The 19,873-nt window shown below is 41.2% G+C and carries 19 protein-coding genes; 11 read left to right on the plus strand and 8 right to left on the minus strand.

The features are described 5' to 3' along the window. Positions 1-81: 81 nt before the first annotated feature. Complete coding sequence (locus tag ACEN9X_RS17860) at positions 82-573, plus strand: hypothetical protein (RefSeq protein WP_413666407.1); 492 nt, start codon at positions 82-84, stop codon at positions 571-573. Positions 574-691: 118 nt separating this feature from the next. On the opposite strand, the gene ACEN9X_RS17865 is transcribed toward ACEN9X_RS17860, so the two are convergent. Continuing rightward, on the minus strand, positions 692-1,348 hold the full coding sequence (locus tag ACEN9X_RS17865) for a LysE family translocator (protein WP_110587194.1): 657 nt from the start codon (positions 1,346-1,348) through the stop codon (positions 692-694). A 167-nt stretch (positions 1,349-1,515) separates the two neighbouring features. Here ACEN9X_RS17865 and ACEN9X_RS17870 point away from each other — a divergent pair, with 167 nt between their 5' ends. Together ACEN9X_RS17870 and ACEN9X_RS17875 are read left to right on the plus strand one after the other, a co-directional pair. Continuing rightward, entirely contained in the window at positions 1,516-3,150 is a 1,635-nt protein-coding gene (locus tag ACEN9X_RS17870) for an MFS transporter (protein ID WP_413666408.1), read from the plus strand. An 88-nt stretch (positions 3,151-3,238) separates the two neighbouring features. Beyond that, a complete protein-coding gene (locus tag ACEN9X_RS17875; RefSeq protein WP_413666409.1) occupies positions 3,239-3,691 on the plus strand; it encodes a deoxycytidylate deaminase in 453 nt (150 codons plus the stop codon). A gap of 122 nt (positions 3,692-3,813) precedes the next feature. Here ACEN9X_RS17875 and cmk read toward each other — a convergent pair whose 3' ends face one another. After that, on the minus strand, positions 3,814-4,491 hold the full coding sequence (gene cmk, locus ACEN9X_RS17880; RefSeq protein ID WP_091222059.1) for a (d)CMP kinase: 678 nt from the start codon (positions 4,489-4,491) through the stop codon (positions 3,814-3,816). Between the two features lie 71 nt (positions 4,492-4,562). Between cmk and arfB the strand changes: the two genes are divergently transcribed. Further along, positions 4,563-4,973: an alternative ribosome rescue aminoacyl-tRNA hydrolase ArfB gene (gene arfB / locus ACEN9X_RS17885; protein ID WP_413666410.1), complete on the plus strand. Its 411-nt coding sequence runs from the start codon at positions 4,563-4,565 to the stop codon at positions 4,971-4,973. Positions 4,974-5,108: 135 nt separating this feature from the next. Here arfB and ACEN9X_RS17890 read toward each other — a convergent pair whose 3' ends face one another. Together ACEN9X_RS17890 and lon are read right to left on the minus strand one after the other, a co-directional pair. Further along, positions 5,109-6,068 carry a lipid A deacylase LpxR family protein gene (locus tag ACEN9X_RS17890; protein WP_413666411.1) on the minus strand — a complete coding sequence of 320 codons (960 nt, stop codon included), beginning with the start codon at positions 6,066-6,068 and terminating at the stop codon, positions 5,109-5,111. 422 nt (positions 6,069-6,490) lie between these two features. Beyond that, entirely contained in the window at positions 6,491-8,965 is a 2,475-nt protein-coding gene (gene lon / locus ACEN9X_RS17895) for an endopeptidase La (RefSeq protein ID WP_413666412.1), read from the minus strand. Positions 8,966-9,333: 368 nt separating this feature from the next. On the opposite strand from lon, the gene ACEN9X_RS17900 reads away from it, so the two are divergent. Continuing rightward, complete coding sequence (locus tag ACEN9X_RS17900) at positions 9,334-9,984, plus strand: tetratricopeptide repeat protein (RefSeq protein WP_091222075.1); 651 nt, start codon at positions 9,334-9,336, stop codon at positions 9,982-9,984. A gap of 276 nt (positions 9,985-10,260) precedes the next feature. On the opposite strand, the gene ACEN9X_RS17905 is transcribed toward ACEN9X_RS17900, so the two are convergent. Both ACEN9X_RS17905 and gpmI read right to left on the minus strand, forming a co-directional pair. Next, a complete protein-coding gene (locus tag ACEN9X_RS17905; protein WP_413666413.1) occupies positions 10,261-10,827 on the minus strand; it encodes a hypothetical protein in 567 nt (188 codons plus the stop codon). Then, positions 10,814-12,337, minus strand: coding sequence for a 2,3-bisphosphoglycerate-independent phosphoglycerate mutase (gpmI, locus tag ACEN9X_RS17910; RefSeq protein ID WP_413666414.1), 1,524 nt, complete (start codon positions 12,335-12,337; stop codon positions 10,814-10,816). Before gpmI ends, ACEN9X_RS17905 begins: the two co-directional genes overlap by 14 nt. Before the next feature lie 193 nt (positions 12,338-12,530). Between gpmI and ACEN9X_RS17915 the strand changes: the two genes are divergently transcribed. From ACEN9X_RS17915 to ACEN9X_RS17935, 5 genes are all read left to right on the plus strand, one after another. Further along, positions 12,531-12,926 (plus strand): DUF4783 domain-containing protein, encoded by a 396-nt coding sequence (locus ACEN9X_RS17915; protein ID WP_413666415.1) that lies wholly within the window; start codon positions 12,531-12,533, stop codon positions 12,924-12,926. A gap of 792 nt (positions 12,927-13,718) precedes the next feature. Beyond that, positions 13,719-14,564 (plus strand): carboxylating nicotinate-nucleotide diphosphorylase, encoded by an 846-nt coding sequence (nadC, locus tag ACEN9X_RS17920; RefSeq protein WP_413666416.1) that lies wholly within the window; start codon positions 13,719-13,721, stop codon positions 14,562-14,564. Positions 14,565-14,666: 102 nt separating this feature from the next. Next, positions 14,667-15,320, plus strand: coding sequence for a glycerol-3-phosphate 1-O-acyltransferase PlsY (plsY, locus tag ACEN9X_RS17925; protein ID WP_413666417.1), 654 nt, complete (start codon positions 14,667-14,669; stop codon positions 15,318-15,320). A 5-nt stretch (positions 15,321-15,325) separates the two neighbouring features. Next, the gene (locus ACEN9X_RS17930) at positions 15,326-16,126 is read left to right on the plus strand and encodes a M48 family metallopeptidase (protein WP_413666418.1); all 801 of its coding nucleotides are present in this window, start codon (positions 15,326-15,328) and stop codon (positions 16,124-16,126) included. A 10-nt stretch (positions 16,127-16,136) separates the two neighbouring features. Next, on the plus strand, positions 16,137-16,907 hold the full coding sequence (locus ACEN9X_RS17935; RefSeq protein ID WP_413666419.1) for a YqjF family protein: 771 nt from the start codon (positions 16,137-16,139) through the stop codon (positions 16,905-16,907). A 362-nt stretch (positions 16,908-17,269) separates the two neighbouring features. On the opposite strand, the gene ACEN9X_RS17940 is transcribed toward ACEN9X_RS17935, so the two are convergent. Then, positions 17,270-17,983 carry a hypothetical protein gene (locus tag ACEN9X_RS17940; protein ID WP_413666420.1) on the minus strand — a complete coding sequence of 238 codons (714 nt, stop codon included), beginning with the start codon at positions 17,981-17,983 and terminating at the stop codon, positions 17,270-17,272. Positions 17,984-18,024: 41 nt separating this feature from the next. On the opposite strand from ACEN9X_RS17940, the gene ACEN9X_RS17945 reads away from it, so the two are divergent. Further along, positions 18,025-18,822 carry a DUF3050 domain-containing protein gene (locus ACEN9X_RS17945; protein WP_413666421.1) on the plus strand — a complete coding sequence of 266 codons (798 nt, stop codon included), beginning with the start codon at positions 18,025-18,027 and terminating at the stop codon, positions 18,820-18,822. Between the two features lie 182 nt (positions 18,823-19,004). Here the strand turns inward: ACEN9X_RS17945 and ACEN9X_RS17950 are convergent, their stop codons facing one another. After that, positions 19,005-19,841, minus strand: a complete 837-nt coding sequence (locus ACEN9X_RS17950) for an aminotransferase class IV (protein ID WP_413666422.1) — start codon at positions 19,839-19,841, stop codon at positions 19,005-19,007. Positions 19,842-19,873: the final 32 nt, after the last annotated feature.

A 19,873-nucleotide genomic window follows, 5' to 3' on the forward strand; every position in this document is an offset into this window, starting at 1 on the left:
AAGGGGGAATGATAATATATAAGGCGATGATTTTTTCATCGCCTTTTTTGTTTAATATTACGTGGATATTTCTATACAGAAATGAAATCTAAATTTAGATATACCGCTTATTTAACTGCCGTTGGTTGCACATTCGGCGCTTTTTTATTGGTTGGATTTTTCTTTGAATATGCAGTAAAGCCAACTACCCCAATTTTGTTGTTTTTTATAATGTGTGCATTTTTCGTTTTTGTATTTATCGGGTTTTTATTTGGCGAGTTCAGAGCAAAAATTATCAGTGTAGAAATTACGAGTGATAGGGTTTGTGTAAAACGTTATTTAGGATTGGGTGGTATTAACGTTTATCCGATGGGGGAGATAACAGGATTTAATACATCCGATCTGCCATCAAAAGTAAAAACCTACGAATATTTGTATTTAATGGTCGATAATAGAAAAATTGCTAAACTCTCAGAATATTATCACGCTAATTATAAAGACTTAAAAGAAAGCATTGTAGCAAATAATATAAAAAATCTTGGATTTAAGCCTTTTAGTAATCGTGAAGAACTTAAAGATATTTTTAGCAAGTAAAATGGCCGAAGCGATAGATGTTTTTGTTTTCCTGAGCGATAGCAAAAGATTTTCTTCGATTTGAAAGCTGCTATACCGGCTGAAGAAGATGCCTCTTTCCTCAGCATGAATAAAAACCTTACGATCCTGCCGGAGCGGCAAATACAAAATGAGTAACCAGCTTATCAATCAACACTAATGAAGCGATAATAAGCGCAATCCCTGCAACCTCATTTAAACGATGAATAAATTTAACCGAAATACGTGCCCTCAGTTTATTGGCGTAGAATGCTTTGAGGGTATCCATACCAAACTGGATGATCAGTATGGTTAAAAACATAACGGCTATATGAAACGACCGGTGCGGCGTACCTACCAGGAATGTTGTACTGGCTGCACCGATTACCACTGTCCAGTGGAAGAGGAGGGTAGGGTTAAATATACACATCAGGAAACCCTTAAGTACGTAACCAAAGCGGTCGGCACTTGAGGGTACTTTATTTTCGTAGTTGATCTCGCTTTTCTTGAACATGTAGTACAAGCCAAGCGCGAATAATATGGCACTGCCCACAACACCTGCTATAACTTTGGTGTGGTCAGATACATCGATATATTGCGAGCCGAACAGGATTGCGCCTACAAAAACCACGTCGCTGCAAACCACGCCAAGGGCAAGCGAAACACCGGCATGAAAACCTTTTTCGATACTGGTTTTAATGAGCGCAAAAAAAACCGGGCCGGTAATAAACGTAAGTACTAATCCAAACCCGATACCCGAAACAATGGCTTTTATCATTAAGTTAAGCTTTGTTCTTTTTTGAACATTGCGAATATGCAATTTTATCTTATAAACAACGAAAGTTAAAATTGTGATTTAATTTATTTAAAAAAGAGACGAGAGTTTTACCAAAATTGAATTATGTTTAGAGATTCAAAAATCAAATTAGTACAACCTACTTTAAAATGGAACAAAACAATGCTAAGAACTACGGTACAGCCCTGTATACGCTGATTACCGTGTTTTTCTTTTGGGGCTTTTTAGCAGCCTCTAACGGTATTTTCATACCTTTCTGTAAAGAGCACTTTCACCTTACCCAGTTCGAATCCCAATTAATTGACTTTACCTTTTATGGTGGATATTTCATTGGTTCACTGATACTTTACTTTGCTTCACAAGCCAGCAAGGTTGATATCATGAATAAGTTAGGTTATAAAAACGGTATTATTTTAGGTCTTGTTATTTCGGCCGTTGGGGCTTTAGGGATGATCCCTGCTGTAGCCTCCGGCGCGTTTGGTTTTATCCTGGCTGTATTCTTTATTATAGCAGTTGGATTTTCATTGCAACAAACAGCAGCAAACCCATTTGTTGTTGCGTTAGGCCCGCCAGAGACAGGTTCAAACCGTTTGAATTTTGCAGGCAGTATCAATAACATTGGTGCATTATTAGGCCCGGTTGTAGTAGGCGTAGTATTATTTGGTTCGGCAACCGCTAAAACAGCAGCTGCTGATGTTAAAATATCATCAATTAATAACCTGTATTATTTGTTGGCCGGCTTATTTATTGCTGTCGCTTTATTCTTCTGGGTCTCGAACCTGCCAAAGGTTACCAGCGATGAAAAGATCGAGTCGAGTTCAAAAGCAAATACACCATTGCTGGTAATGTTTGTTGCGTTCTGTTTAATACTCGCTGCCGATCCTATCAGTAAGGCTACCGGCGTGCCAAGTCAGTATTTTGTATATGCTTCATTGGCTATAATCATTTTTACGCTGATAGGTACTATTTTCGCCGCCAAAAAGAACAAAGAAGGCTGGGGAGCTATGCAGTACCCTCAGTTGATATTAGGTATGCTGGCCATATTTACTTATGTAGGCACCGAGGTAACGATTCAAAGTAATATGGGCGCTTTATTAAAAACGCCTGAATTTGGTTCTTTCGCCGAGTCTGATATTGCACCTTATATTTCCTTATACTGGGGTAGTTTGATGATTGGCCGTTTTGCCGGTTCGATAGATGCATTCAACCTTTCAAAATCAGTTAAATACATATTATATGTATTGATCCCTTTCCTTGCTTTTGGAATTGTATTGCTGGTGAATGCTGCCACAGGCGTTAATGTAAGTAACCTGTATGCTTATGCAGTTTGTGTAGCTATCCTGGTTGTGGCTTTCTTTATCGGGCAGCAAAAACCAACCCGTACTTTATCGGTACTTGGTTTATTGGGTGTAGCATTTATGCTTGCTGGTTTATTTACTACAGGTAAGGTTGCAACCTTCGCTTTCATTAGTGGTGGTTTATGCTGCTCTATCATGTGGCCATCTATCTTTTCATTGGCAATTACGGGTTTAGGTAAATATACCAGCCAGGGCTCGGCATTCCTGATCATGATGATTTTGGGTGGCTCAATCATTCCGCCGCTGCAAGGTAAAATTGCCGATGGGGCAACCGGTGTTATCCCGGGCGTGAGCGGTATTCACTTTTCGTATATTGTACCGGTAATCGGCTTCGCGTACCTTGCTTATTTTGCATGGAAAGTAAGCCGCGAACTCCGTAGCCAGGGCATCGACCTTGACCACGTTGAAGTTAAAGGCGGACATTAATATTTAACGCTCATTAATCATTGGGTCATTAAGTCATTTTAAATGAAGTAATGACCCAATGACGTTTAATGACATAATGAATTAAACTATGAAACCCAGCTTCGATCAGATTTTTATGAACCTGGCCACAGATCTGGCCGAGCGGTCGCACTGTGTTAAGGCCCATGTGGGAGCGGTTTTAACGCGTGATACCAGGATCATCTCTATTGGCTATAATGGTCCGCCGGCAGGTACGCACAATTGTGATGTAGAATGGCCTGAAACAGGTTGCGCACGCGATTCGAAAGGGAGTTGCTCATTGGCACTACATGCCGAAGAAAACGCGATACTATACGCCGTAAAAAACGGTGCAAGGCTTGAAGGGGCTACGCTTTATACAACACTATCACCGTGCTTACCTTGTGCAAGGCTCATTTATTCGGCAGGGATAACCCAGGTTTACTACGATAAATCGTATGCAGAATATAAAGGCCTGGCAAGTGATGAGGGGGTGGATTTTTTGAACCGGTTTGGGGTTAAGGCAGAGAAGTTTGACCGTTGATGGTTTTGATTGCGTTGATTTCGCTGATATATTTTAAAACCCTGATTTGCTTGATTAAAAGATTTCCTGATACATTTTTGCAGTATCAGGAAATCCTCTAATCCTGAAAATCATGGTTCCCGCTACTCCGCAATAAACGGTTCGATATGGCTTATGGCAAACATGAGTTGTTCGTCCTGGCTCAGGTCGGTGTTATCTAATATAATGGCATCTTCGGCACGGGTAAGCGGGCTTTCTTCGCGGGTGGTATCCTGGTAATCGCGGTGGGCCAGGTTATCAAAAACTTCTTCTAATGTAATGTTAGGGTTAGTTGGCAACAACTCCTTATAGCGGCGTTCGGCGCGAATCTTCGGATCGGCAGTCATAAACAGCTTTACCTGTGCGTCCGGGAACACCACTGTACCGATATCCCTGCCATCCATAATGATGTTTTTTGAACGGCCTAATCGCTGTTGCTGTCTTACCATTGCCACACGCACTTCTTTAATGGCTGCTACCGAACTAACTTTTTCGGCCACATGCATTTGGCGGATCTCATCAGACACATCCTCTTCATTTAAAGTGATAAAGGTTTTATGGTTTTGCGTATGGAAGTTAAGATGGATATTATGCAAGGCCTCGGCTATCTGGGCATGGTTTTCAAGATCAATGTTATGTCTTAAAAAATATAAGGTTACGGCGCGGTACATAGCGCCGCTATCTACATAAATAAAATGAAGCTCTTTTGCTAAGGCTTTTGCCAGGGTGCTTTTTCCGCACGAAGAATAACCATCAATGGCTACTACGATGTTGTTGTTCATAGAACTGCTAAAATAGCAAATTATTAGTAAATGCCCCGACAGAGGGAACTCAATTAGGCTTATTTTTGAGGATGAATTTTACAAAAGCCGATCTCCAAAAGGAAACTACCTATAAAGCATCAAGAAGCGGCGGAAAGGGCGGTCAAAACGTAAACAAGGTTTCGAGCAAGGTTGAACTGTTGTTTTCAATAGCTTCGTCTGTATTATTTACTGATGAAGAAAAGCAACTGCTAACTGAAAAACTGCAAAACAGGCTTAATAAAGATGGCTACGTACAGGTAATATGTGACGAAGAACGGAGTCAGTATCTCAATAAGGAAAAAGCGATTGAAAGGCTAATATCACTGTTAACAAAGGCCCTTCAAAAGCCCAAAGTGCGTAAGCCAACCAAAGTAAGCAAAGCCGCCAAAGCTGCACGGCTGGATAATAAGAAAATGCAATCGGCGAAGAAAGAGAACAGGAAAGTTGGGTTTAGGGAGTAGTTAATTTGAAAATGCGCTAATTTGAAAATTTGAAAATGAAAAGTGCCTATGTAAGCTTAATTGAGCCACCGATTCTGTGAAAAATAGCAGGTCCATCTTCACATTTTCAAATCAACACATTTTCAAATTACAACATTACTTAAACCTGTAAAACCCGGTAATTGATCCCCATTGGTGCGAGCGGATCATCTCCTTGGCATCTTTGGTATGGAATATTGCAGCTATATCAAATGCAAAGCGGCTGGTGGTAAAAGCTACGCCCACCTGCTGACTAAATATAAATGGTTTCTTCTCCGACACAACCTCCAGGCTATTAGGATCGTCATGTTTGCGGAACAGGCTACCTTGTATGGTGGCATCATAGCCAACCAAATTGGCTAAAGGCTTGTAATAGAAAAAGATCTCATGCTTATGCAATAACTTTTCTTCGCCTCCGGTTGATACTGTACTTTGGGTACTGATAGAATTAAATAGCTGGTTGAAGTTGCCTATGCGTACAAAACCACCTGCACCTGCGCCGGTAAAGCCGTTACCCAGGTTGGCGTATGAACTAAAACTAAGGTCGATCCAGGAAGCGCGGGCCAGTAATTTATTATATTCGGCCGATAGGTTTAGCTCTACGTCGTTTTTGATCTGGTATTGCCAGCCGTTAAGCTGGTAAAAACCAAATGTGTTGTGGATAAGCTTTTGAACGGGTTCGCCACCTGCGGCAGGGCCTACTACACCCAATTGGGCACCAAGCTTGAGGTTGCTTTCGTTTTTATAAAGAAAGTTAAGTGTAGAACCTAAATAAGTATATGCGGCAAATGGCCTGTCGATATCAAAAGGGCCGCGAACATAGCCCGATTGCGGGTTAAACATTTTTTGCCCCAATTCAAATCCTAAAACTTTGTTTTGAAGATCGTTTTCGTTTGGTTTTACTGTTAAAGCTTTTCGGTAATAAAAGAAAATACCATTGGTGTAATACCTGTCAGATCCCTGACCAAGGAATGAATCATTATCAGACTGAATACCAAATTCGTGACCGCGGGTTTGTGCAAATAAACAGGTAGCGCTTAGCAGGCATACCAGTGTTAAAAATAGTTTATTAGGCATTGGGGTTTAGTATAGTATATGCGTGCTAATATATAAAAAAGACAATGCAAATAAAGTAGTTATAAATTACGTGCTTGAAATTGTATAACCGGGATCAAGTTTTCTTAAATCCATTTTGAGAGAGGAGATGGATACACTTTTTGAAACAGAGCGTTTTAAAAAAGAATTGTCATTTCGACGAACCAATTGAGAAATGCGTGGGGGGGTGAGGAGAAATCTTATACGCCGTTTATGACCGCCAAACGGGGTGTATAAGATTTCTCTTTCGCCCCGGCACACTGCCCCGCCCTTGCTCAATCGAAATGACAATTTTTTTATAGAAGAAAGTATTCACATCGTGGGCTATCAGAAGCACAGCCTTTAAAACAAAAAAGGATTCAACGCGTACTATGAATCCTTTTTTGTTTGGTTAAGCAGGCCGCTTAATTAACGGCCGCTTTATCGTCTTCTTTAACAGTAAGGTCAATGGGCTTTTTAACCTTTTCGTTAAGCAAAGCAAGCGTTATTACATCTCTCATATCGGTAACGTAATGGAAATTAAGGTCCTTTATATAATCTTCTTTGATTTCCAGGATATCCTTTTGGTTTGATTTGCACAGGATAATTTCTTTGATATTAGCACGTTTGGCTGCCAGGATCTTTTCTTTGATACCGCCTACAGGTAATACACGGCCGCGGAGTGTGATCTCACCTGTCATAGCCAGATTAGGTTTTACTTTACGCTGTGTAAATGCTGATACCAATGCAGTAAGCATGGTGACTCCTGCCGATGGTCCGTCTTTTGGGGTAGCGCCGGCCGGTACGTGTACGTGTACATCCCACTGATCAAACAGTTTGGGGTTGATATCAAAATCAGCAGCATGTGCACGCAAATAGGCGAGGGCAATGGTTACTGATTCCTTCATCACATCACCAAGACTACCTGTTAGCGTTAAACGTCCTTTTCCGGGACTTAAACTCGCTTCAATGAACAGGATGTCGCCTCCAACAGAAGTCCAGGCCAGGCCTGTTACAACGCCGGCTACGTCATTGCCTTCATAAAGGTCTTTATCAAAAATAGGTGCCCCTAATATTTTCTCAATATCTTTTTTGCTTACAGCACTGTTGTATGGCTCTTCCATAGCTATGTTTTTAGCTACGCCGCGTACAACCGAACCTATCTTTTTTTCCAGTGAACGCACGCCCGATTCGCGGGTATAATCCACAATTACCTTTTCAAGCACATCGGCTTTAAGGCTTACGTCTTTTATTTTTAAGCCATGGGCCTCACGCTGTTTTGGTACAAGGTGTTGTTTGGCTATCTCAATTTTTTCTTCAATGGTGTAACCATTCACCTCAATGATCTCCATCCTGTCTAACAGGGCCGGCTGAATGGTGCTTAAAGAGTTGGCGGTAGCTATAAACATTACGTTCGACAGGTCGTAATCCATCTCCACATAATGATCAGAAAAAGTGCCGTTTTGTTCAGGATCGAGCACCTCAAGCAGGGCAGATGATGGATCGCCCCTGAAATCGTTACCTACTTTATCTATCTCATCCAAAATAAATACCGGGTTTGAAGCGCCTGCTTTTTTTATGGATTGGATAATGCGGCCCGGCATAGCACCAATATATGTTTTACGGTGACCGCGGATCTCGGCCTCGTCGCGAATACCGCCCAACGCCATGCGCACATATTTACGGCCCAAAGCTTTGGCTATTGATTTACCCAACGATGTTTTACCAACTCCCGGGGGGCCTACCAAACAAAGAATAGGCGCTTTCATGTCATGCTTCAATTTAAGCACGGCCAGATATTCGATAATACGTTGTTTTACCTTATCCAAACCAAAGTGATCTTTATCAAGGATCCTTTGTGCACGCTTAAGGTCGAAGTTATCTTTTGTGAATTCGTTCCATGGCAAATCAAGCAGCAATTCAAGGTAGTTGATCTGTACAGAATAATCGGCGGCTGCAGGATTGGTACGGGCGAGCTTTTCAAGCTCTTTGGTGAAATGGTCTTTAACTTCTTTAGCCCATTTCTTTTTAACGGCGCGCTGGCGCAGGCTCTCAATTTCCAGATCAGGTGTGTTACCGCCAAGCTCTTCCTGTATGGTTTTAAGCTGCTGATTAAGGAAATAATCCCTTTGCTGCTTATCCAAATCGACACGTACTTTGGTCTGGATTTGATTTTTCAGTTCCAGCATTTGCAGGTCGAGCGTTAAGTGCTCCAGCACCAGGTTGGCCCGTTCGCGCAGATTGGCAATTTCGAGCAAATGTTGTTTGGCTGTCATATCAGCATTCATGTTTGATGATATGAAGTTGATCAGGAACGAAGTGCTCTCGATATTGCGGATAGCTATGCCTGCTTCGCTCGGGATATTTGGCGAAAGTTGGATAATACTCATGGCCATATCCTTAATGGACGATACCATGGCTTTAAACTCCTTGTCTTCCTTAGCTTTTATTTCATGGAAAGGCTCAACTGTAGCTTTTATATAAGGCTCGCTTTGTACTTCTTCTTTTAAATAAAAACGTTTTTTGCCTTGTATAATAACGGTTGTATTACCATCGGGCATTTGCAGCATTTTTACAATGAGTGCTATGGTGCCAACTTTATTAAGCTGATCAAAGGTAGGGTCTTCAATACCCACATCCTGTTGCGAAACTACCCCAATCATGCGGCTGCCTTTATTGGCATCGCGAATTAGTTTTATTGATTTGTCCCTTCCAACTGTAATTGGGATCACAACACCAGGAAAAAGTACTGTATTGCGTAAGGGTAAAATAGGCATTACATCGGGAAGCTCCTCATTATTCATCTCCTCCTCATCTTCCGATGACATTAACGGGAAAAATTCTGAATCCTCATTTATAACCGGTAAAGCACTTTTAAAATCAAACGGATCGAAGTTCATTAATTATATTTTATAGAATAAAACGCCATGTTGTCAGCCTGCAAAATAGTATCTACGTCAATTACAGGTTAAATTGCGATTATAAATCGCACCTTACTATGGTTCAAGAGCTGTGCCAAGTTGTGCCAATAACCGGTAATAAATAATACGTTGATTTAACGTGTTGGTTATATGTTTGTTACAAATTTATGGCAAGTATTGTAAATAATTAAGATTTTATTGGTAAAGATGAAAAAAAGTCATAGTATCGCTGTTCACAATTTTATGCACATGTGAAATATTTTTTCACAAAACTGTTATATGGCATAATAATTTGATGCATTGATAGTTAATATAATACCATTTTTGTTTTACCAGTAATCCGTTTAATGAAGTTATCAGTTATCCTGCCCCTTCTGATCATGTCTTCGCTTGAGTCGGCAATAGCGCAAAATGCGTATGTGCGGCTTGGTCAGCAGGCACTCATGGATGGCGATTTCCGTTCGGCGGTGTCGCACCTGGAAAAGGCGTGCATAACCGATTCAACTAATGCCAATGCCATGTGGATGTTGGGCTATTCTTATTATCATAGCGATAACTACAAAAAATCAATACTGGCATATACCAAGGTAATTGCTGTAAAGCCGGCCGATGCTACCGCTTATTATTACAGGGCGAGGGCAAAAAGCTATCTTGGCAGGGATAACCAGGCTTCGGCTGCAGATAAGGAGTTATACCTGCTGGGTGCTATTGTTGATCTTACAAAGGCCATCTCTATCAACAGCGATATGAGAGATAATAAATACTACCAAAACAGGGGGATAGCTTACCGCGATTACGGTATGTTTAAGCTGCAAAACACTTCTCATTTTTACGATAAAGCCAGGGGTATCAATTCATTGAAAGCATCAATTGCCGATTTGGAAAAAGTACTTGCCGATAACCCAAGCCGTATGGATATTTCTGCGCTGATCGATCAGTCGAAAGAAAAATTGATCCAGGCCACTACGGGTAGTAATACGCTGGTTAAGCAGCACTAAAGTTTTTTAAATATCTGTTTTTGTCATTTCGATAGAACATGAGATGGCCTTTGGGCGGCGCGAAAGAGAAATCTTATACGTGACGCAAAGCAAACTATTCATGACTGACGTATAAGATTTCTCCTCACCCCGACGCGCAATTACCTGCGCTTGTTTGTCGAAATGACATCGTTTTTATTTACGCTATGGGGCTAAAAAATGTAGGTATACGGCGCAGCTATATAATTTGGAGAAGCTGGCGGTTGCTCTTTTTCTAACCTGAAAAAACAATATCTTTTACCTCTTCGGCAAAGTTCCCTGTACTTTATAATCGTTCCTGCCCATCAGTTTCACATGCTGCGTTTTTTGGATGAGATAAAGCGAATCGGGGAAATAGCTTAGTTTTTCGTTGGTTTCGTACAGCAGGTTTTTGGTGTGGTTGTAGATCAGGACCCACTCAACTTTATCGCCGGCTTTTTTGATGATGATGCGGCGGGTTTTAAGCTCAGGTGTGCGCGCTTTGTAAATAATGGCGCTATCGCTGGTGCTAACTGTATAGCTGTTTTTCCAGGCCGGTCGGTTAATGTCCGATTGAATAAACAAATTAAGTTCCTGGCTCCAGTTGCCTATATGCACAGTTTTGGTTTCGGTAACGCCGTTGTGGGTAACCGTTTTGGTTACAGCGGGGTTTAGTTTTGCAAGCCGTGCCGAATCTGTTCTGAAAAAAGCTTTCAAATCAAAGTAAACCAGTTTTGCGCCGCTTTGCCTGTTATCGGGCCGGCACGAAAACAAATTTGCTATTAACAATAAAAAGCCGCCCATCAGGGCGGCTTTACTTATGCTTTTTGGATTACACCAATACATTTCCAGTCATTTCGGGAGGGATGGCAACACCTAATATGCTTAATATGGTTGGCGCCACGTCGCCCAGTTTTCCGTCCTTTACTTCTTTAACATCTTTGTCAATCACAATACATGGTACCAGGTTGGTGGTGTGTGCGGTGTTTGGCGATCCGTCTTCGTTGATCATATAGTCAGCATTACCGTGGTCGGCCAGGATGATGAATGAATAACCATTGGCTAAACCTGCTTCAACAACAGCTTTGGTACAGCTGTCGGCAGTCTCGGCTGCTTTTACTACGGCGCTGAAAACACCGGTATGGCCAACCATATCGGTATTGGCAAAGTTAAGACAAACAAAATCAGGCCAGCCGGTTTCCAGCTCGGGAATAATCGCATCACGGATGCCGGCAGCGCTCATCTCAGGTTGTAAATCGTAAGTAGCAACCTTTGGGGACGGTACTAATAACCTTTTTTCGTTAGCAAACTCTTTTTCCCTGCCGCCCGAAAAGAAGAAGGTTACGTGAGGGTATTTCTCAGTTTCGGCAATCCTGATCTGTGATTTTCCGGCATTTTGCAGGATCTCACCCAGGGTTTTGGTCAGATCTTCCTTGTTGAAAACAACCTGTACATTCTTAAACGTTTCATCATATGGGGTCATGGTAATGTAACGGATATCCAGCGGATGCATGTTGTACTCAGGGAACGATTTTTGGGTTAATGCGATACTAATCTCGCGGCCCCTATCGGTACGGAAGTTAAAGCAGATCACCACATCGCCGTCTTTAATAACCGCCAGCGGTTTTCCTTCGCCATCAACTGCAACTATTGGTTTTACAAACTCATCGGTAACATCCTCAAGGTATGAGTGTTTGATGAGGTCGGTAACATTTTGTGTTGGTGTGCCAAGGCCATTAACCAACAGGTCATAAGCCAGTTTAACGCGTTCCCAGCGGTTATCGCGGTCCATAGCATAATACCTGCCTATTGCCGAGGCTATTTTAGCGCCGGTACCGGCAATATGCTCTTCAAGATCGGTAATAAAGCCAAGTCCTGATTTAGGGTCGGTATCGCGTCCGTCTAAAAAAGCATGGATATATACGTTATTAACGTCCAGTTGTTTAGCAGCATCGCAAAGGCCTTTTACATGGCGGATATGCGAGTGCACACCACCGTCAGATACTAAACCTATGAAGTGTACATTTTTATTGTTTTGTTTGGCGTATTCAAAGGCATCTTTCAATACCGGGATGGCAGGCAGCTCATTGTCATCAACCGCTTTGTGAATGCGGCCAAGTTCCTGGTAAACCACGCGACCAGCGCCAAGGTTCATGTGACCAACTTCTGAATTGCCCATTTGCCCGGCAGGTAAACCTACCGCTGTTCCCGAAGCTTCAAGTTTTGAATTTGGATATTGCTTAAGCATGCCATCAACAAAAGGCGTATTGGCGGCAAGTATGGCGTTTGATTGATCGTTGCGGCCGTAACCCCAGCCATCAAGTATTATTAATGCAAGTTTCTTTTTGTTTTCCACATTGCAAATATAAAGGCAATGGGGTACTTTAACTATAATTTTTTAATTTAGGTTAGCAACCCGAAATAAAAGTGCAACTTCGGTGTTAGTATATAATATACAATATATTTAAGTGCCATTTATATTTCATCAAATCAACTAAATAATTAGGAGCTATTTGTAACTTTAACACCTATTAGTACGTTATTATATTATGAAATTAATATACCTGTCATCGTTTATTTTTTTGCTGTTGCTTCCGCATGCTTCTCCAGCCGATGCGATAGATAACGTGGCTAATCTTTTAAAAGCAGGTAATACTAAAGAGCTTTCAAAGCTGTTTGCCAATAATGTGGAGATAACCATTATGGAAGATGAAAATGTTTACTCCCAAACCCAGGCTGCAGTTATTTTAGATAAGTTTTTCGCCAAAAACAAACCTCAGGGTATCAAACTCCTCCATAAAGTAAACTCGGGAGGCAATTACCATTTTGGTGTTTATATTTTAAATACCGATAAAGGCGAATTTAGGGTTGCCATCACCCTTAAAGACGCAGGTAAAGGTACTAATGTTGTTGAGTTGAAGATTGAGGATGAGAAGGTGAAATAATTTAATTTGAAAATTTGAAGATTGGTTAATTTGAAAATGAATACGTTTTTATATGCTCAAATTTTTCAATCAACGTATTTTCAAATTTATTTATCATACACTGTCATAAAAACTTGCATTTGAAGATTGGTTAATTTGAAAATGAATACGTTTTGACATTATCAAATTTTCAAATCAGCACATTTTCAAATTCATTTATCATACACTGTCATAAAAACTTGCATTTGAAGATTGGTTAATTTGAAAATGAATATGCTTTGACATTATCAAATTTTCAAATCAGCACATTTTCAAATTCATTTATCATACATTGTCATAAAAACTTGCATTTGAAGATTGGTTAATTTGAAAATGAATATGCTTTCGCATTATCAAATTTTCAAATCAGCACATTTTCAAATTCATTTATCATACATTGTCATAAAAACTTGCATTTGAAGATTGGTTAATTTGAAAATGAATATGCTTTGACATTATCAAATTTTCAAATCAGCACATTTTCAAATTCATTTATCATACACCGTCATAAAAACTTGCATTTGAAGATTGGTTAATTTGAAAATGAATATGCTTTGACATTATCAAATTTTCAAATCAGCACATTTTCAAATTCATTTATCATACACCGTCATAAAAACTTGCATTTGAAGATTGGTTAATTTGAAAATGAATATGCTTTCGCATTATCAAATTTTCAAATCAGCACATTTTCAAATTCATTTTATCATACATCGCCATCAAACCCCTGCATTTGAAAATTGTTGTTACTTTTGACACTCAAAAAATACACAATTGGATAAGGAACTAATACATCAGTTTATAAATAATGCTTTAAGTGAGGATGTTGGCGATGGCGATCATACTTCGCTTGCAACTATCCCTGCCGATGCTGCCGGCAAAGCAAAACTTTTAGTTAAGGATGAAGGAATACTGGCCGGTGTTGAGCTGGCTGCCGAAATATTTCATGTAGTTGATCCAAACCTTAAGCTTAACGTGTTTTTACAAGATGGTACCCCTGTTAAATATGGCGATGTAGCTTTTGAGGTTGAAGGCAGTTCGCGCAGTATTTTAACCGCCGAGCGCCTGGTACTGAATTGTATGCAGCGCATGTCAGGAATTGCTACAAAAACCCGGCACATTGTTGACCTGCTGAAAGGGACTAACACTAAAGTTTTAGATACCCGCAAAACTACTCCGGGTTTGCGTTACCTCGAAAAATGGGCAGTGCGTATAGGCGGCGGTGTAAACCACAGGTTTGGTTTGTACGATATGATCCTGATTAAGGATAACCATGTGGATTATGCCGGTGGAATAAGGCAGGCCATTGAAAGCGCCAACCAATACCTTGCTGATAACGGAAAAAAACTGGCCATTGAAATAGAGGTGCGTAACCTTGATGAACTGGAGCAGGTTTTACAAACCGGAAACGTAAACCGTATATTGATAGATAATTTTGATTTCGACAACCTGCGTCAGGCTGTGGCCTTGAACAAAGGACGGTTCATTACTGAAGCTTCGGGTGGGATCACCATCGATAACATTCGTGACTATGCCGATTGCGGGGTTGATTACATTTCGGTAGGGGCGCTAACACACTCAGTTAAAAGTCTCGACCTGAGTCTTAAAGCCGTAAAATAGGGTAATTAAACATCAAGTAACATATTGTTAAACAAAGTTTAGTGGTAAAAGCGCTGAGATTAAAACGCTTTTACCGCTTCAATTTTGTAATATTGCAGGAGAATGATAACCGTTTACTCTGTTACAGCGCTTATAATGGCTTATCTGTGCGGCTCAATACCTACGGCTGTTTGGATAGGTATGGCTTTTTACAATGTGGATGTACGCGAGTACGGAAGCGGTAACGCAGGTGCTACAAATACTTTTCGTGTGCTTGGTAAAAAAGCAGGCATCCCGGTGATGATGCTTGATATATTTAAAGGCTGGGCAGCAACTAATTTTGCTTATTTCATTGGGGCATCTGCCACTGGTGCCATCAATTCAACCGCATATACCAATTATGAGCTTGCTTTAGGCATAGCAGCGGTTATGGGCCACCTGTTCCCGATTTTTGCGGGTTTTAGAGGGGGCAAGGGTGTTGCAACCTTGTTTGGAATGATTTTGGCTATACATTTTCATGCCGCCTTACTGTGTGTAATTGTATTTATAACGGTATTATTGATTTCAAAATATGTGTCGCTGAGTTCAATTGCAGCTGCCTTTACTTATCCTATAGGCGTTACATTTGTTTTTCCGACACCTATCCGGTCGATAGTAATTTATGGCATGTGCATTTGCGTGCTTGTGCTGGTAACCCACCAAAAAAATATAGAGCGCTTAATAAGGGGCAAAGAATCGAAAGTTAATTTTTTTAAAAAGAAAACAACAACTGCCTGATCACCATGAAAAAGTTTAAACCTTTATTAGTCCTGATAGCCGCGATGGCTATCTTTTCGTGTTCAACTGTGCCGCTAACCGGCCGTAAACAATTAAGCCTTGTTGGCGATGCCGAAGTAAACCAATCGGCCGCAGCAAGCTACAAACAACTGCTTACCGATCCCAAAACTAAGGTGGTAACCACCGGCTCCGATGCTCAACGCGTTAAAGTTATTGGTAACAGGTTGGCTACAGCTATTGAAAAGTACCTTAAAGACAACGGTTATGGCGATCAGTATAGCTTTAATTGGGAGTTTAACCTGATCCAGAGCAGCGAGGTTAACGCCTGGTGTATGCCCGGCGGTAAAGTGGCTGTTTACAGCGGTTTATTACCCGTAGCTAATACCGATGCTTACCTTGCCGTAGTTATGGGCCACGAAATTGGTCATGCCATTGCCCGTCACTCGGCCGAAAGGATTTCGCAGGAAATGCTGGTACAAGGAGGCGGACAGCTGGTAGGTGTCGCTACAAGCCAGCAGTCGCAGGCTACACAAACTGCTATAAGTACTTTATATGGTGTTGGAAGCCAGTTGAAATTGTTGGCCTATTCCCGTAAACAGGAGTCGGAGGCAGACCGTTTGGGTTTAACCTTTATGGCTATGGCCGGTTATGATCCGCATAATGCCATTGCTTTTTGGCAACGCATGGCAGCCCAAAACAAAGGCGGAGCACCCCCTGAGTTTTTGAGCACTCACCCTGCTGATGCTACCCGCATTGCCGATATCCAGAACCTCATACCCGAGGCTATGAAATATTATAAAAAATAATCATTGTTAAATGAATCCCGCCGGTAAACAAGGCGGGATTTTTCTTTTTATGGCTAAAAGCGAATTTTTAAAAGCGCAGTGGAAAAACCTCGTAATGCTCAATTACGAAGTTGATGCCGCGATACTAAAACCTTACATCCCGGCAGGTACAGTACTCGATTTATGGGAAGGAAAAGCCCTGGTGAGTATGGTTGGCTTCATGTTTCTGGATACGCAGGTTATGGGCCTCAAATGGCCATGGCATGTGAACTTTGAAGAGGTGAACCTTCGGTTTTATGTTAGATATTTCAACGGTAAAGAATGGAAGCGGGGAGCTGTTTTTATAAGCGAAATAGTGCCTAAAACGATGATTGTGCTTATTGCCAACAATCTTTATAAAGAACATTACCGTGCACTGCCCATGCGTAGTTCTATTACCGCGTCTGCAGATAACCATACCCAATTTTTATATGAGTGGAAATTAAACGGCCGGTGGAACAGGCTTGGCGCTACTGCAAGTAATGAGTTAGTTGATATTAAATCCGGAAGCCCGGAGGAGTTTATTTTAGAACACTACTGGGGATACAACGGTTTAAGCGCCACCCAAACTATGGAATACCAGGTTGAGCATATTTCATGGCAAACAGGCCTGGTGCGTGATTATGTTTTTGATGCTGATGTTATGGCGCTGTATGGAGAAGCTTTTAAACCATATCTTGAAAAAGAGCCTGTCTCTGCTTTTTATGCACTCGGGTCGGATATTACAGTGCGGATGGGGGAGAAGATAGTGGTGGGCAGGTGATGAGGTTATTAAGATCAGGCTTTCAGTGTTTTAGTAATTTAGATTTTACAAATCGGTTAACCAGTAACTAAGCCTAGCTGCCCCTCTGGGCAATGTCATTAAGTTAAGAAAATCCCCCAGAGGGGGAACAGGTTTGTAGCACATAATATACCGAGAATAACCGTGCCAGAGGTACGGAACATCGGAGTTGTGTACCTCTGGCACACTAAAAATCCAATTCATTTCTATTTCTACAAACCTTTTGCACCTCTGGTGCAGCCTCTAAAACTCTTAACTTAATGACATTGCCCTCTGGGGCAGCTTGTCCTTAGTCACATCTAAATTAACTGTCTTCAAGCACATCTCAATTAATACCTGTGATCCTAATGTTTATTTGCCAATTGAATTGTTTTGGCTTTTAACCGTTGGGCTTCATTGGCCAGATTTGCCACGCTTTTAATATCTGGCAGATTTTTATATTGATAGTTTTCGATAACAGGAAGTGTGGTAACGATTTTTAAAACAGTATGATAATCCTCGATCTTTATTTTATTACTGTCGATATGTGCCATTAAAGTTGAAAACCTTTTGATGGTATCAAGATATTTATGCTTACTCTCATTAATTAACGCACGTAAACGATCCCTTAAAACGGTGTCCTGCATATTATTTAATGCGTCGTTAGCTGATCTGTAGTAGGCGGTAGATTTATTGTCATAAATTTGAAAACTCTTCAGGCTATCAGGTAATCCATCGTAAAAATGCTTCATTAAGTTTTCCAGATTTTGCAGTTCTGGTTGCTTTTCTACCTGATCGACATAAATGTCTTGTAATAGATTATCTCCTCTCGATTTTTTTATGCTGTAGTCATCGATATTATCCTGTAGAGGCTTCGGAACTCCTGTTTGCTGATCTGCTTTTTGGGAAGAAATGTGATTACATGATGCTAATATCAAGAGCATCGCAATAAGCGATAGGGTAACGGTTTTCATAATTAAATATACTGTTCTCTTACTACAAAATGCTACGCCTTTGATAAAACTATCCTGTCCTATCACCATCCCGTCAAAAAAAATAATCACTTCATTAATAATCACCCTGTTTACTATTTTTGCTGCCCATATAATTTTATTGATACATGGCAAATTACAGTAACCGCATTGCACAGTTAAAAAACGAGATCCAGCCTTTACGCGATCAGCTTATCAGTCATGAGCTTTATAAAAATATCACTTTGCTTGATGAGCTTACCGTTTTTATGGAGCATCATGTGTTTGCTGTTTGGGATTTTATGTCGTTGCTGAAAGCTTTGCAGCAAAAGCTTACCTGCACCGTTACGCCATGGATGCCTACAGGCAATGCCAATACCCGTTACCTGATCAATGAAATTGTTGCCGGCGAGGAAAGTGATATCGACGAGCAAGGTAATCGCGCAAGCCATTTTGAGCTTTATCTGCGCGCTATGCAGCAAGCCGGTAGTACAGCCGAAGGTATCAATAACCTGTTTAACGAATTGAATTTCGGTAAGCATATCGATGAGGCGCTGATCATAGCCAACATTCCGGTTGCTGCACGCAACTTTGTGCAGCATACTTTTGATGTAATAGATACCAACAAAGATTACCTGCAGGCAGCGGTATTCACCTTTGGTCGTGAAGATCTGATCCCGGATATGTTTGTAAGCATCGTTAAAGAACTAAGCCGGCAATTGCCTGGTAAGGTTGATATCCTGCTATATTACCTCGAGCGCCATATTGAAGTAGATGGCGATCACCATTCGCAACTCGCCTATCAAATGACCGCTGAACTTTGTGGGGAGGATGACAGCAAATGGGCGGAGGCTACTACGGCTGTTAAAGAAGCTTTGCAGGCACGTATTGCACTTTGGGATGGGATTTTGGAGGCGATTAAAATACAGGAAGTAAGTTCACTTTAAACATATATTCTGTAAAAATTGTCAATTCGATAGAACTGCGGAGAAACAGAGCGCCGGGGCGAAAGAGAAATCTTACGCGCCCTGCAAAGCAATTGTACATGGCGTACAAGATTTCTCCTCACACTAACGCTCATTCCCCAACAGGTTCGTCGAAATGACAATCGGTAAAAAAACTAAATACCCTACAATTTATTCAACTCATCCATCAGCACCTTACTATACTGATTAAAATAACGCCTTACGCCAAAGCCCATTACGGTTTGTATACCGCGGGTAGCGTTGGTTAAAAACACTTCATCGGCTTCGTATAAGATGTCGGGATTGATCTGGGCTTCTGTTATCTCAATATTATTTTCTTTTGCCAGTTTAATCACCACATGGCGCATAACGCCTTCAACGCAGCCCTCGCTTAGTGCCGGGGTATATAAATGGTTTTGGTAGTTAATGAAAATGTTGGAGCTGCTGGCCTCGCAGAGGTTGCCGTTTTGGTTCAGCAAAAAAACATCATCCAGTTTATTCTGGGTTTTATACAGGCTCGCCATTACGTAAATAAGCGAGTTGCAGGTTTTAATGTTCGACAGGTAATTGGATGGCTTGGGAAGCTCCGTAAATACATCCATGATCAGGCCTTTCTCATTCAAAAAATACCGGGGCTCTTCTGATGGGGTTAACTCCAGGCAATAACCCATTTTGTTTTGGGTGGGGGTATACAGGCCCTCTGCGTCACGGTAAACAGTTAAGCGCAGCCTGCCGTGCTTTACTTTATTCCTGCGGGCAAGCTCATTAACAATATCGTTTAAAAACCAGGTATCCATTTGCGAATAACCATCAATTTTAAGGGCCTTCATACCGCGTTGAAGCCTGTCGGCATGCAGTTCGGCAAATTTCAGTTTCCCCTTCATTAACCGCATGCTTTCAAATAGGCCGTCGCCATATTTGAAGCCCCTGTTGCCAATGGAAAGCAATGGTGTGTTTTGAGGGAGATATTCGCCGTTAAAATTGATGAATACGGGCATCATGGACAGGTAGATATTATAATTTGATTGTGCTT

Source organism: Mucilaginibacter sp. Mucisp86 (genome assembly GCF_047324315.1).
Taxonomy (GTDB): Bacteria; Bacteroidota; Bacteroidia; order Sphingobacteriales; family Sphingobacteriaceae; genus Mucilaginibacter.